The organism is Sphingomonas faeni (assembly GCF_030817315.1).
GTDB classification, from domain to species: Bacteria; Pseudomonadota; Alphaproteobacteria; order Sphingomonadales; family Sphingomonadaceae; genus Sphingomonas; species Sphingomonas faeni_C.
Genome location: NZ_JAUSZF010000001.1, coordinates 2,396,815 through 2,410,061, shown reverse-complemented (window position 1 = coordinate 2,410,061; position 13,247 = coordinate 2,396,815). Strand labels below are relative to the sequence as shown.

At 67.2% G+C, this 13,247-nt stretch carries 12 protein-coding genes; 4 read left to right on the top strand and 8 right to left on the bottom strand.

Annotation, left to right across the window (positions count from 1 at the left end):
- Positions 1-164 precede the first annotated feature (164 nt).
- The 4 genes from serA (at position 165) to QFZ54_RS11115 (ending at position 4,621) form a co-directional block, all read left to right on the top strand.
- Complete coding sequence (gene serA, locus QFZ54_RS11130; RefSeq protein ID WP_307087066.1) at positions 165-1,742, top strand: phosphoglycerate dehydrogenase; 1,578 nt, start codon at positions 165-167, stop codon at positions 1,740-1,742.
- Positions 1,743-1,850: 108 nt separating this feature from the next.
- Positions 1,851-2,204, top strand: coding sequence for an endonuclease domain-containing protein (locus QFZ54_RS11125; protein ID WP_307087064.1), 354 nt, complete (start codon positions 1,851-1,853; stop codon positions 2,202-2,204).
- Entirely contained in the window at positions 2,201-3,301 is a 1,101-nt protein-coding gene (locus QFZ54_RS11120) for an ATP phosphoribosyltransferase regulatory subunit (RefSeq protein WP_307087062.1), read from the top strand. The genes QFZ54_RS11125 and QFZ54_RS11120 overlap by 4 nt, the downstream gene beginning before the upstream one ends.
- A gap of 30 nt (positions 3,302-3,331) precedes the next feature.
- On the top strand, positions 3,332-4,621 hold the full coding sequence (locus QFZ54_RS11115) for an adenylosuccinate synthase (RefSeq protein ID WP_307087059.1): 1,290 nt from the start codon (positions 3,332-3,334) through the stop codon (positions 4,619-4,621).
- Positions 4,622-4,688: 67 nt separating this feature from the next.
- Here QFZ54_RS11115 and QFZ54_RS11110 read toward each other — a convergent pair whose 3' ends face one another.
- The 8 genes from QFZ54_RS11110 to QFZ54_RS11075 all read right to left on the bottom strand — a co-directional run bounded on the left by QFZ54_RS11110 (position 4,689) and on the right by QFZ54_RS11075 (position 13,104).
- Entirely contained in the window at positions 4,689-5,207 is a 519-nt protein-coding gene (locus QFZ54_RS11110) for a hypothetical protein (RefSeq protein WP_307087058.1), read from the bottom strand.
- Positions 5,208-5,263: 56 nt separating this feature from the next.
- Positions 5,264-6,331, bottom strand: coding sequence for a chorismate synthase (aroC, locus tag QFZ54_RS11105; RefSeq protein WP_307087056.1), 1,068 nt, complete (start codon positions 6,329-6,331; stop codon positions 5,264-5,266).
- Positions 6,328-6,690 (bottom strand): endonuclease domain-containing protein, encoded by a 363-nt coding sequence (locus QFZ54_RS11100; RefSeq protein WP_307087054.1) that lies wholly within the window; start codon positions 6,688-6,690, stop codon positions 6,328-6,330. The genes aroC and QFZ54_RS11100 overlap by 4 nt, the downstream gene beginning before the upstream one ends.
- A gap of 112 nt (positions 6,691-6,802) precedes the next feature.
- Positions 6,803-7,606 (bottom strand): enoyl-ACP reductase FabI, encoded by an 804-nt coding sequence (gene fabI, locus QFZ54_RS11095; protein WP_107964572.1) that lies wholly within the window; start codon positions 7,604-7,606, stop codon positions 6,803-6,805.
- Positions 7,607-7,617: 11 nt separating this feature from the next.
- Positions 7,618-8,493, bottom strand: coding sequence for a YihY/virulence factor BrkB family protein (locus QFZ54_RS11090; RefSeq protein ID WP_307089396.1), 876 nt, complete (start codon positions 8,491-8,493; stop codon positions 7,618-7,620).
- A gap of 81 nt (positions 8,494-8,574) precedes the next feature.
- The gene (locus tag QFZ54_RS11085) at positions 8,575-9,507 is read right to left on the bottom strand and encodes a DnaJ C-terminal domain-containing protein (protein ID WP_307087052.1); all 933 of its coding nucleotides are present in this window, start codon (positions 9,505-9,507) and stop codon (positions 8,575-8,577) included.
- 89 nt (positions 9,508-9,596) lie between these two features.
- Entirely contained in the window at positions 9,597-10,490 is an 894-nt protein-coding gene (locus tag QFZ54_RS11080; RefSeq protein WP_307087051.1) for a transglutaminase family protein, read from the bottom strand.
- 163 nt (positions 10,491-10,653) lie between these two features.
- A complete protein-coding gene (locus QFZ54_RS11075; protein WP_307089393.1) occupies positions 10,654-13,104 on the bottom strand; it encodes a circularly permuted type 2 ATP-grasp protein in 2,451 nt (816 codons plus the stop codon).
- Between the last annotated feature and the right edge of the window lie 143 nt (positions 13,105-13,247).

Genomic DNA, 13,247 nt, shown 5'->3' with positions numbered 1-13,247 from the left:
GGGGAGAGGGTTGGGTGAGGGGCTGCCACGCAGCGCTCCGCCCGGAACAGCCCCTCACCCCAGCCCTCTCCCCGACGGGGAGAGGGAGCGATAGCGCCACCTCCCCGTACCACCCCTCACCCCGACCCTCTCTCCGGAGGGGAGAGGGAGAAGAAGGAAATCCCATGCCAAAAGTCCTCATCTCCGACAAAATGGATCCCCGCGCCGCCCAGATTTTCCGCGAGCGCGGCGTCGAGGTCGACGAGATCACCGGCAAGACGCCCGCCGAACTGATCGCGATCATCGGCGAGTATGACGGCCTCGCGATCCGCAGCTCGACCAAGGTGACCAAGGAAATCCTCGAGCACGCGACCAACCTCAAGGTCGTCGGCCGCGCCGGGATCGGCGTCGATAACGTCGACATCCCCGCCGCCTCGGCAAAGGGCGTGGTCGTGATGAACACCCCGTTCGGCAACTCGATCACCACCGCCGAGCACGCGATCGCGCTGATGTTCGCGCTTGCCCGGCAACTCCCGGAAGCTGACGCTTCCACGCAGGCCGGCAAGTGGGAGAAGAATCGTTTCATGGGCGTCGAGCTGACGTCGAAGACGCTCGGCCTGATCGGCGCGGGCAATATCGGTTCGATCGTCGCCGACCGTGCGCGCGGTCTGAAAATGAAGGTCGTCGCGTTCGATCCGTTCCTGACGCCCGAGCGCGCGATCGAGATCGGCGTCGAGAAGGTCACGCTCGATGACCTGCTCGCGCGCGCCGACTTCATCACGCTGCACACGCCGCTGACCGACCAGACGCGCAACATCCTCTCGGCCGAGGCGCTCGCCAAGACCAAGAAGGGCGTGCGGATCATCAACTGCGCCCGCGGCGGCCTGATCGACGAGGTCGCGCTGAAGGCGGCGCTAGACTCGGGGCAGGTCGGTGGCGCCGCGCTCGACGTGTTCGTGGAAGAACCCGCCAAGGCGTCGCCTTTGTTCAACACGCCGAACTTCGTCAGCACGCCGCATCTGGGTGCGTCGACGACCGAGGCGCAGGTCAACGTCGCGATCCAGGTCGCCGAGCAGATGGCCGATTTCCTGATGTCGGGCGGCGTTACGAATGCGCTCAACATGCCGTCGCTGTCGGCCGAGGAAGCGCCGAAGTTGAAGCCGTACATGGCGCTGGCGGAGAAGCTCGGCTCGCTGGTCGGCCAGCTGACCACTGGTGCGGTGTCGCGGATTTCGGTGCATACCGAGGGCGCTGCGGCTGAGCTGAACGCTAAGCCGATCGTGAGCGCGGTGCTCGCCGGCTATCTCCAGACCCAGACCGCAACCGTCAACATGGTCAACGCGCCGGTGCTGGCGCGCGAGCGTGGCCTGGAAGTCCGTGAAGTCCGCACCGAGCGCGAGGCGGACTACCACACGCTGCTCCGCGTTTCGGTGAAGACCGAGGATGGCGAGCGATCGGTGGCCGGCACGCTGTTCGGCGATTCCGCGCCGCGTCTGGTCGAGCTGCTCGGGATCAAGATCGAGGCCGATTTGGCGGGTCCGATGCTGTACGTCGTCAACGAGGATGCGCCTGGGTTCATCGGTCGTCTTGGGACGGCGCTTGGCGAGGCTGGGGTGAATATCGGCACGTTCCATCTCGGGCGGCGTTCGGCCGGTGGCGAGGCAGTGCTTCTCCTCTCGGTCGACGAAGCCGTGACGCCGGACCTCTTGACGAAGGTCCGCGCGCTGCCAGGCGTGAAGACCGCAATGGGCCTCAACTTCTGACAAGACTCCCTCTCCCCTTGGGGAGAGGGTTGGGTGAGGGGCAGTTGGAGAGGACAACGCTTGCGGCGCCCCTCACCCCGACCCTCTCCCCGGAGGGGAGAGGGAGCAGTGAAGGTCGACGACCTACTCTTGGACCGTGCCAAGCGAATGCGGCGCGAGCCCACCCCCGGCGAGGCTAAGCTCTGGCGCCATCTCCGCGACCGTCAGATCGCCAACACCAAATTCACCCGCCAGTTCGTCATCGGCGCCTACATCGCCGACTTCGCCGCGCGCGACGCCAAACTGATCATCGAGGTTGACGGCGATACGCATGTTGACCAAGCGCGCGACGAAAGCCGAACGGATTGGCTGCAAAGACAGGGATATCGCGTGATACGGTTCAGCAACGCCGACATCATGTCCGGGATGGACGGGGTTTGGTGCGTCATATCGGCAGCCCTCTCTGCGGAGCATGCGCAGTGACCGCACTCCTCCCCGAAGGTTTCCGAGATCGCCTCCCCCCGTTCGCCGATTCGGCCGCGGCGCTAGAAGCTCGCGTGCTCGAAGCTGCGCGGCTGCACGGCTACGAGCGCGTCGATCCACCGCTCGCCGAATTTGCCGACGGGCTCGAGATGCGGCTGAAGGCAGGTGGACTCCACGATGCGGTGCGCTTTGTCGATCCGGTGTCGCAGCGCACGCTCGCGATCCGGCCCGACATCACCGCGCAGGTAGCGCGGATCGCGGCCACGCGCATGGGTCATCACCCGCGGCCGGTCCGCCTCAGCTACGCCGGTTCCGTGCTGAAACTCCGCGCCTCGCAACTCGCGCCCGCCCGTGAGACCCGGCAGATCGGGTGCGAGCTGATCGGCCTCGACTCGGTTGCCGCAGCCCAGGAACTCGTCGCTGTCGCGGTCGACATGATCGCCGCCGCGGACGTCACCGGCGCCTCGATCGACTTCACGCTGCCCGATCTGGTGTCGACGCTCGCCGCTGGGCCGCTCCCCGTGGCGCCCGAGCAGATTGCCACCTTGCGCGATCGTCTCGACGCGAAGGATGCAGGCGCCGTAGCCGCACTCGCGCCAGCCTACCTCCCGCTGATCGAAGCCGCCGGGCCGTTCGACCAAGCGATGGACCGCCTCCGGGCCTTCGACACGACTGGTGCGCTGGCGTCGCGCCTCGATGGTCTCGCGCGGATTGCCGCGGCGCTCGACGGGCGCGTGGCGCTCACGCTCGACCCGACTGAGCGGCACGGCTTCGAATACCAGAGCTGGCTCGGCTTCTCGCTCTTCGCCGACGGCAGCGCGCGTGAAGTGGGGCGGGGTGGCACCTACACCGTCGTTCACGAGAACGGCGCCGAGGAAGCCGCGACGGGCTTTTCGCTGTTCGCCGATGCACTCGTCGAGCGAGTCGCCACCGTCGATCGCCGCCGCCTCTTCCTCCCGTTCGGCACCCCCGCCACCGAAGGCGCCCAAATGCGCGCGCAAGGCTGGGTCACCGTTGCGGCACTCGAAGCCGGCGACACCCCCGAAGCACAAGTCTGCACCCATCTATGGGTAGCAGGCGAGCCCCGCGCGCTGTAGGCGCTGCGCGTAATCCTCAGGAGATAGAGTTTGGCCAACGTAGCAGTCATCGGCGCGCAATGGGGCGACGAAGGCAAGGGCAAGATCGTCGACTGGCTCGCCGAGCGTGCCGACATGGTCGTGCGGTTCCAGGGCGGGCATAACGCCGGCCACACTTTGGTCGTCGGCGAAAACGTCTATAAATTGTCGCTGCTGCCGTCCGGCATCGTGCGCGGCACGCCGTCGTTCATCGGCAACGGCGTGGTGCTCGATCCCTGGGCGCTGAAGGACGAGATCGCCCGGCTTGGCGCGCAAGGCGTCACCGCGACGCCGGAAACGCTGCGGATCGCCGATACCTGCGCGTTGATCCTGCCGTTCCACCGCGATCTCGATGGTCTGCGCGAGGACGCCAGCGGCGCCGGCAAGATCGGCACCACGCGTCGCGGCATCGGGCCTGCGTATGAGGACAAGGTCGGTCGCCGTGCGATCCGCGTCTGCGATCTCGCGCATCTCGACGATCTCGGCCCGCAGCTCGATCGCCTCACCGCGCATCACGACGCACTCCGCGCTGGGTTCGGCGAACCGCCGATCGATCGCGAGCGCCTGATCGCCGAACTCCGCGAGATCGCTGGTTTCGTCCTCCCGTTCGCCAAGCCCGTCTGGCGCGACCTCAATGCCGCGCGCTCGGCCGGCAAGCGGATCCTGTTCGAGGGCGCGCAGGGCGTGCTGCTCGACGTCGATCACGGCACCTATCCGTTCGTCACCTCGTCGAACACCATCGCAGGCGCAGCGGCCGGCGGGTCGGGCCTCGGGCCATCCGCGGTCGGCTTCGTGCTTGGTATCGCCAAGGCTTATACGACGCGCGTCGGTTCGGGGCCGTTCCCGACCGAGCTGGAGAACGAGACCGGCGAGCGGCTTGGCGTTCGCGGCCATGAGTTCGGCACCGTCACGGGACGGAAGCGCCGCTGTGGTTGGTTCGACGCGGTTTTGGTGCGTCAGGCGGCGGCGGTCGGTGGCATCACCGGGATCGCGTTGACCAAGATCGACGTGCTCGACGGGTTCGAGACCGTTTCGATCTGTACCGGCTACAAGCTGCGCGGCGAGACGCTCGATTATTTTCCCGCGCACGCGGCTGACCAGGCGCTGGTCGAGCCGATCTACGAGACGATGGAAGGCTGGCAGGAGACGACCGCCGGTGCGCGCAGCTGGGCCGACCTGCCCGCGCAGGCGATCAAGTATATTCGCCGCATCGAAGAGCTGATCCGCTGTCCGGTTACGTTGGTCTCGACCAGCCCGCAGCGTGCCGATACGATCCTCGTCCGCGATCCCTTCTCTGACTGAGACCCACGCCGACACAAAAAAGCCGGGCGATCGCTCGCCCGGCTTTTATCAGTCGAAAGGGGTAGGATCAGCGCGGCGGGGTGGTGCCGGTCGCTCCGCCCGTGGTCGAACCCATGGTCCCGCCGGCGGTCGTCCCACCCATGGTACCACCGGTGGTGCCGCCCATCGTTCCGCCCGTAGTGCCACCCATCGTCCCGGTCGTGGTACCCGTGGTGCCGCCCATCGTGTCGGCACCCATCGTGCTGCCGGTCGTGCCCGACATCGTGCTGCCCGTCGTACCGGTATCGCCTGTCGTGCCACTCATGGTGCCCGACGTCGTACCCGAAGTCGTGCCACGCGTACGGTCACGTGCCTTGGTGCCACGCTGCGTGCGCGTCGTCGTGGTCGACTGTGTGGTCGTCGAAGGATTCGCCTGGTCCATCGTGCCGGTCGACATGCCGCCGGTCGTGCCGCCCATGGTCGAACCGCCGCTCATGGTGCCACCCGTAGTGCCGCCCATCGAGCCACCGGTACCGCCGGTCGTCTGTGCCATTGCCATGCCCGGAATGATAAGGGCTGCTGCTGCGATCGAAGTAAGAATACGCATTTCGCTCTCCTATGTTATTGAAGACAAAGCGCTTCAGTCCTTCATATGTTCCGTCGTCAGCCGCACTGACCCCTATGCAACAACGCCTGGTCGGCGAGAACGAGGGCGACCATCGCCTCTACGACGGGGACTCCGCGGATGCCGACACACGGGTCGTGACGCCCCTTTGTGGCGATCGTAGCGGCCTCGCCGGTTGGGCTGATCGTCTCGACCGGGGTGAGGATCGAACTGGTCGGCTTGAACGCGACGCGCAGCCGGATCGGCTGGCCGGTCGCGATCCCGCCGGCGATTCCGCCAGCATGGTTGGCGAGGAATTCGGGACCATCGACGCCTGGGCGCATCGGATCGGCGTTCGCTTCGCCCGACAGAGCGGCGGCGGCGAACCCGTCGCCGATCTCGATCCCCTTGACCGCGTTTATGCTCATGCACGCGGAGGCGAGTTCGGAATCGAGCTTGGCGTAGAGCGGCGCGCCCCAGCCGGCGGGGACACCGGTCGCCTCACATGCGATCACCGCGCCGAGCGACGAGCCGGACTTCCGCGCGGCGTCGATCAGGGCCTCCCAGCGGACCGCGGCGTCGGCATCGGGGCAGAAGAACGGGTTCTGATCGATCTGCGCATCGTCGAAGTTCGCCGGATCGATCGAGTCGCCGCCGATCGCCTCGACCCACGCGCGGACACGGACCTGCGGGACGACGAGGCGTGCGACCGCGCCGGCTGCTACGCGTGCCGCAGTCTCGCGCGCGGAAGAGCGTCCACCGCCGCGGAAATCGCGGAAGCCGTATTTCGCATCATAGGCATAGTCGGCATGGCCGGGGCGATACGCCTTGGCGACGTCGGAATAGTCCTTCGAGCGCTGGTCGACATTCTCGATCATCAGGCTGATCGGCGTGCCGGTGGTGCGGCCTTCGAACACGCCCGAGAGAATGCGGACGGTATCGGGCTCGCGTCGCTGCGTGGTGAAGCGGGACGTGCCGGGGCGACGCTTGTCGAGCCAGGGCTGGATGTCGGCTTCGGTCAGCGGGATGCCCGGCGGGCACCCGTCGACGACCGCACCGAGAGCGGGACCGTGGGACTCGCCCCAAGTGGTGAAGCGGAACAGCCGCCCGAACGTGTTGAAGCTCAAAACCCTCTCCCCTTGGGGGAGAGGGAGGGGCCCGCCGCAACGCGGTGGGAGGGTGAGGGTTCGTTGGCGACCGCAACAATCGTCGCAGCCACGCCATCGATATTGGTCATCACGTCATCGTTCCCGAAGCGGCATACCCGGTAGCCTTCGGTCTCTATTAGCGCGGTTCGGCGTTTGTCATAGTCCTGTGCTTCGGGTGAGGCGTGCGTGTCGCCATCGACCTCGATGACCAACCGGACTTCGGCACAGAGGAAATCAACGATGTAGGGGCCAAGCCATACTTGTCGTCGAAACTTCAGGCCGCAGACCTGACGGTTGCGCAGGACTTGCCATAGCCGGTATTCGGGTTCGGATGACATCTTGCGCGCACCGCGTTGACGATCGCGCGGGGCGTTGCCGGGTGGCCGTTTCATTCCCTCACCCTCCCATGCTTTGCATGGGCCCCTCCCTCTCCCCGGAGGGGGAGAGGGGTTAGGCCAGTGCGATATCGGGGGCGTCTTCGGCTTTCATGCCGATCACGTTGTAGCCGGCGTCGACGTGGTGCGTCTCGCCCGTGACCCCAGAAGCGAGGTCGCTCAGCAGGTACAGCCCCGCGCCGCCGACGTCGTCGATCGTCACGTTACGCTTCAGCGGCGAGTTCAACTCGTTCCACTTCAGGATCAGGCGAAAATCGCCGATGCCGCTGGCGGCCAGCGTCTTGATCGGACCTGCCGAGATTGCATTCACGCGGATGTTGTCGCGGCCCAGGTCGACCGCCAAGTACTGCACGCTGGTCTCGAGCGCAGCCTTCGCCACGCCCATCACGTTGTAATGCGGGATGACCTTTTCGGCGCCGTAATAGCTGAGCGTCAGCATCGCGCCGCCCTCGGTCATCATCTTGGCCGCGCGCTGCGCCACCGCGACGAACGAATATACCGAGATGTTCATCGTCATCAGGAAGTTGTCGAGGCTGGTATCGACGAACCGCCCGCGCAGCTCGTTCTTGTCCGAAAAGCCGATCGCGTGGACGACGAAGTCGATCGTCGGCCATTCTTCCGCCAGCTTGTCGAAGGTCGCGTCGAGCGCGCCCATGTCCGACACGTCGCAATCGAACAGCCGCGCGACGCCAAGCTGCTCGGCGAGCGGGCGGACGCGCTTTTCCATCGTCTCGCCCTGGTAGCTGAACGCGAGTTCGGCGCCCGCTTCGGACAGCTTCTTGGCGATCCCCCAGGCCAGCGACTTATCGTTCGCCAAGCCCATGATCAGCCCACGCTTGCCCGCCATCAAACCGTTCACGCCATCCCCGCCTATACCTGCATATCCGTAGCGGGTTGCTCTAGCGTTGTTTCGGGTGGTTCCGCCAGTGCCGCGTTCAGATGCGCGCCGAATACCAGCCCGAGCCCGATGACGTAGAAAAACAACAGCATGATGACAACGCCGGCGAGACTGCCATAGGTCAGGTCGTAGCCGCCAAGGCTGGAGAGCACGATCGGCAGCAGCGCGGTGGCGCTGACCCACCAGGCGGTCGTGAACAACGCACCCGGCCATTTGCGGCATTTCGAGTAGCGATAACGCGACGGCGTCACCGAATAGAACAACAGGTACAGCGCCCCGAACATCAGCAGGCCCGGGATCAGGCGCGACAACCCGACCCAGCTCGCGGCGTTCTGCGCGAAGGGGAGGAGACGGTAGATGAACTGCTCGGCGGCGGTCAGGATGCCCTGCACCAGGAACGAGAGCAGTGCGATGATCACCGAACAGACGATCACGAACGACGATCCCAGCCGCGACTTCCAGAACGGTGCGGTCGCCTTGATCCCGTAGGCGCGGTGGAAGATGTCGCGGATCGTCTCGACGAAGCTGCCGACGGTCCACAGCCCGACCAGCGCCCCCAGCCACAGCAGCGACCCGGTCCGCGCAGCGAGCACGTCGGCGATCGGCTTGCGGAGAAGGTCGCCGACATTGGGCGGCAGGACGTTGAGGAAGGACTCGACGGCGCGCACCGTCTCGACGCTCTGCCCGAAGACCGACAGGATCGCGGCGGCGACGATGAAGAACGGGAACACCGTCATCAGCGCGAGATACGCCAGATTGCCCGCGTGGATGAAGCCGTCGTTGAAGACGCCGACCGCCGCGCGCTTGGTCACTTCGAACGCATAACTGCCCGGTCTGACCTTCGCCATGCCGCGATCGAGTCGGTTGCGGGCGGTGCCATGGTGGTGGCTCCGTGCTTCGGGCGTAAGGGTGCTTTCGTTCACGTGGGCTCAGACGCCCATGGCCCCTCGCGGGTTCCCGGCGTCGCGACCGTCCCAGCTTTCGACGAACGCGGTCAGCGCCGCATCGCTGGCGGGAATGTCGATCATCAGCGTGACCAACTGGTCCCCCCGCGTGCCGCCCTTCTTGTGGAAACCCTTGCCCTTGAGGCGCAGCGTCTTGCCCGACGTCGTGCCCTTGGGGATCGTCAACATCACCGGCTTGTCGACCGTCGGCGCCTTGATCGAACCGCCCAGGACGGCCTCGGCCAGCGTGATCGGCAGCTCCAGGCGGACGTCGTCGCCGTCGCGCGTGAAGAATTTGTGTGGCTGGACCTCGATCGTCAGGATCGCGTCGCCCGCGCCGCCCGGACCCTGCTCGCCCTTGCCGGCGAGCTTCATCTGCGTGCCGGTCTCGACGCCGGCGGGGAGCTTCAGGTCGAGCGTCTTGCCGTCCGCGAGCGTCACGCGCTGCGGCTCCAGCGTCGCGGCTTCGACGAACGGGACCTGCAGGCGATACGCGGCATTCTCGCCCTTGGGCTGTGGCCGGCGACCGAACCCGCCGGAGAACCCGCCGCCGCCGCCACGCTGCGCGCCGCCGAACAGCCCTTCGAAGATGTCGCTCATGTCCGGGCTGCCGGCGCCGGTCTCAAAGCCTTCGTTGCGGAAGCCGCCGGGCTGGGGACGTCCGCCGCCACCGCCGAAGCCGAACGGTGCGGCCGGATTGCCGTCACCGTCGATCTCGCCGCGATCGAACCGCGCACGCTTGTCCTTGTCGTTCAGCAGGTCGTACGCGTTGGTGACCGTGCTGAACCTCTCCGACGCTTTCGGATTGTCCTTGTTGCGATCGGGGTGAAGCTCCTTTGCGAGCTTTCGGTACGCCTTCTTGATGTCGGCTTCGGTTGCGTCGCGCGCTACACCCAGAGTCTTGTACGGATCGGCCACTTACGTCCCCATTCTTACTTGCGCGTCTATGTGGGGCGAGCGCCCGCGCAACGCAATTGCGCGTGTGCGTATGACTTGGGCTGGGGCGCTCAGATCGCGACGGCCTCGTCCAGCGGCGCCACGTCCACGCTGACATCCATGTTCTGCGCCCCCGACCCGAGCACCACGCCGTCGACCGGCGCGATCTCGGCATAGTCCCGGCCGACGGCCATGACGATGTGGTCGCTCGCCATCCAGATCCCGTTGGTCGGATCGACGCCGACCCAGCCGCGGACCGGCCCGCACCACAGCAGCACCCAGGCATGCGTCGCATCCGCCCCGACCAGCCGCGGCTGACCTTCGGGCGGGATCGTCCGGATATAGCCCGACGCGTACGCCGCGGGGAGCCCCGCCGCGCGCAGCCCGGTGATCATGATCTGCGCGAAGTCCTGGCACACGCCCTTGCGTTGCAGGAACGCCTCGTGCGGGGGCGTATCGACTAGAGTCGCGTCGGCATCGAACACGAACTCCTCCTGGATCCGCCGGGCGAGCGCGATCCCGGCCTCCAGCGCGCCGCGTGACGGATCGAGATCGACCGCGCAATAGTCCGCGATCGCCTGGTCGAGCGGGATCAGCGGGGATGGGTAGATATAGTTCGCCGGGCTCGCGGCAGAGAGATCGGTGCTCGCGCGCGCCATCGCCGCGACTTCGCCGAGCGTCGGGTCGCTTGTGTCGGGCACGGGTACGAGGCGGTCGACCGTCATCCGTGAACGGCTTTCGATCGTCAGGTGACGAACCGGGCTGTCGACCACCAGCCGCGTGACGTTGGCAAGTCCCGCCTCGGCCCGCGCGGCGCTGGTGCGGCCGGCGGGGTGGACCGACAGCGCATAGGAATCGAGGTGTTGTCCCGGCCAGTCGATCGGTTTCAGCCGCAGGTTGCAGCGCGCGAACTTGACGCTCGCGCCGTAGTCGAACGTCGTTACGTGGCGGATATCGTAGATCATGAACGCAACCTGGTAGTGCACTTAGTCTTCTGGCTCCCTCTCCCCTCCGGGGAGAGGGCTGGGGTGAGGGGCTGTTCCAGGCGCAGCACTGCTTGGCTGCCCCTCACCCCGACCCTCTCCCCGGAGGGGAGAGGGAGTTCGGTCGCCCTCATCGCGACGCTCCTCACGCTAAAGTCAGCCCGCTGGTTCGCAGCGGCTCCGCACCCTGCAGAAAATACCGCCGCGCCAGCGCATCCGACACCGCCCCGAGCCGCCGCTCGATATCCCCCAGCGTCTCCGCATCCAGCTCCGCGGCGGTCGCGGTCATCACGATCGCCTGCAACCCGGTGGCCTGCGCCTGCTGCGGCTCCGCCATCTCGTCGTCGCTTAGCACCGGCAGCTCCGCCAACCGCGCCGCGATCCGCTCTGCCGAAAACGCCAACGAACGCGGGTTGCCCGGATCGAGCGCCACGAGATCCATCACCGGCACGCGTGCGATCCCCGTCGGATAACGCTGCCGATAACTGATCTGGCTGTCGGCCAGGTCGAGCAGCACCGACAGGTCGTCGGGCGACGCCCCCGGCATCCCGAACAACCGGATCGCGCGCGCCATCGCCATCGCCCGCTCCACGCGCCGCCCGAGATCGTGGAACCGCCACGCCGCGGTCCGCCCCATATGCTCCGCCGACAATCCCGCGATCGCGGCATAGCGCCGTTGCAGTGACCCGGCGCGCTCCAGCATCCCGCGGTGGGTCGGGAAGGGCGCTTCGAGCAATCGCACCATGTCCGCCGACAACCGATCGCGCGAGCCTTCGCCGATTTCGCGCGCGTGGCGGTTGAGCGTCAGGATCGACTGCCACGCCCCGTCCTCCATCGCGGTCCGCGCGAACGCGGTCAGGTCGGCGCGGCGCAGCGACGGCGGATGCGGTGCGCTGCCGGTGCCGACGATCAGCCCGACCAGCTTGCCGACGGTGGTGGGGGACAGCACCGCACCGCCATCGACGTCGATCGAGTTGCCGAGCATTACGCGGATCGCGCCGAGCAGAGCCTCGCCCCGCTCCAGATAACGCCCGAGCCAATAGAAATTGTCGGCTACCCGGCTCGGCAACGTCCCCGGATTGCGACGGACGTGGAGCGAGTCTGGCGCGGTCAGCAGCGACACCGGCGCGACAGGCTCGGCGCCGTAGATGCACACGTCGGCGGACCAGATGCCTTCGCCCATCACCGCCGCGCGCGCGTCGGGGTGCTCGCCGATCCGCGCGAACCCGCCGGGGAGGACGGTCCATTCGCCCTCGCCGTTACGCGCCGCGAACACGCGCAGGGTGAAGGGGCGGGGGACCAGCGCATCGCCTACGACCACCGGCATCGTCGAGAGCTGGACCAGCTCCTGCCCGACATAATCCTGCGGCCTGTTCGCCATGTCGGCGAGCAGGCGCGTCCGGTCTTCGCCGGTGATATCGGCGCCGGTGGTCGGGCCGCCGGTCATGCCGAGCGGACGCGCATGGAACGCCGGGCCAATCAGCAGGCGATCGAAATTCGCCTCGACCTGCGCCCGTGCGCCGTCCTGCCCGCACCACCACGTCGCGATGTTGGGGAGGCGCAACTCCTCGCCGAGCATTGACCGCGCCAGCTGCGGCAGGAACGCGGAAAACGCAGGCGCCTCCAGCACCGCCGAGCCCGGCGCGTTCGACAGTACGACGTTGCCGGCGGCATAGGCGTCGATCAGCCCAGGTACGCCGATCTGCGAATGCGTATCGAACGCCAACGGATCGAGCAGCCGCGGATCGAGCCGCCGCCACAGCGCGTCGATCCGCTTGAGCCCACCGATCGTGCGGACATACACCTTGTCCTCCAGTGCGGCGAGATCGGCGCCCTCGACCAGCAACAGCCCGAGATAGCGCGCGAGATGCGCCTGCTCGGGATAGCTTGGGTTGAACCGGCCGGGCGTCAGCAAGCCGATCCTCGGGTCGCTGCGCTTGCACAGCGCCGCGATTCCGGCTCGGAAGGCGGCGAAGAACGGCGCGTGCCGCTGGACGTTCAATCGATCCTGCAACCCGCCAAGGGTACGGCTGACCGCGATCCGGTTCTCCAGCGCGTAGCCGGCGCCGGCGGGTGCGCGCAGATGATCGGCGAGCACGCGCCACTCGCCGGTAGGGCCGCGACCCAAGTCGATCGCGATGAAATCGAGATGGCGGCCGCCGGGCGGGGCGAGCCCGACCATCGGCCGCAGGAAGAACGGACTGCCGGTGACCAGCGCGGCGGGGATGTGGCCGTCGGCGACCAGCGTTCCCTCGCCGTACAGGTCGGCGATCACCGTCTCCATCAGCGTCGCACGCTGGATCACGCCGCGCTCGATGTCCGCCCACTCGCCGGCTTCGATCAGCAAGGGCACGGGAGAGACGGGCCAGGGGCGCTCGTCGGGTTCGTCGGCGATGCGGAAGCCGGTGCCGATGTCGACCGCATGCCGCTGAACGCGTTCGCGCGCGTGGCCGAGGTCGTCGGACGCGACCGTCGCAAGCTCGGCGAACATTGCGGCCCAGGCGGGATCGGCACTGCCGTCCTCGGCCGGGCAGAGCACGTCGGCGCTCGTGCTGCGCGCGCAATAATCGGCGATCCAGCGCTCGGCATGGATCATCGCGTCGAAAAGGGGCGCGGTTTGCGTCGCCGTGTCCAATGCCTCAAGCCCCCGAATACAGGCCGCGGTGTTTCACCTTTCGACGCGGCGGTGCAACATAAATTGTCGTGTGTGCGCCGTGTTACTTCTGTTCCCTCGCGAAC

Coding starts and splice junctions, on each gene's coding strand:
- QFZ54_RS11080 (WP_307087051.1), bottom strand. CDS start 10,490: ATGATCTACGATATCCGCCACGTAACGACGTTCGACTACGGCGCGAGC.
- QFZ54_RS11090 (WP_307089396.1), bottom strand. CDS start 8,493: ATGGCGAAGGTCAGACCGGGCAGTTATGCGTTCGAAGTGACCAAGCGC.
- QFZ54_RS11100 (WP_307087054.1), bottom strand. CDS start 6,690: ATGTCATCCGAACCCGAATACCGGCTATGGCAAGTCCTGCGCAACCGT.
- QFZ54_RS11075 (WP_307089393.1), bottom strand. CDS start 13,104: ATGATCCATGCCGAGCGCTGGATCGCCGATTATTGCGCGCGCAGCACG.
- serA (WP_307087066.1), top strand. CDS start 165: ATGCCAAAAGTCCTCATCTCCGACAAAATGGATCCCCGCGCCGCCCAG.
- QFZ54_RS11110 (WP_307087058.1), bottom strand. CDS start 5,207: ATGCGTATTCTTACTTCGATCGCAGCAGCAGCCCTTATCATTCCGGGC.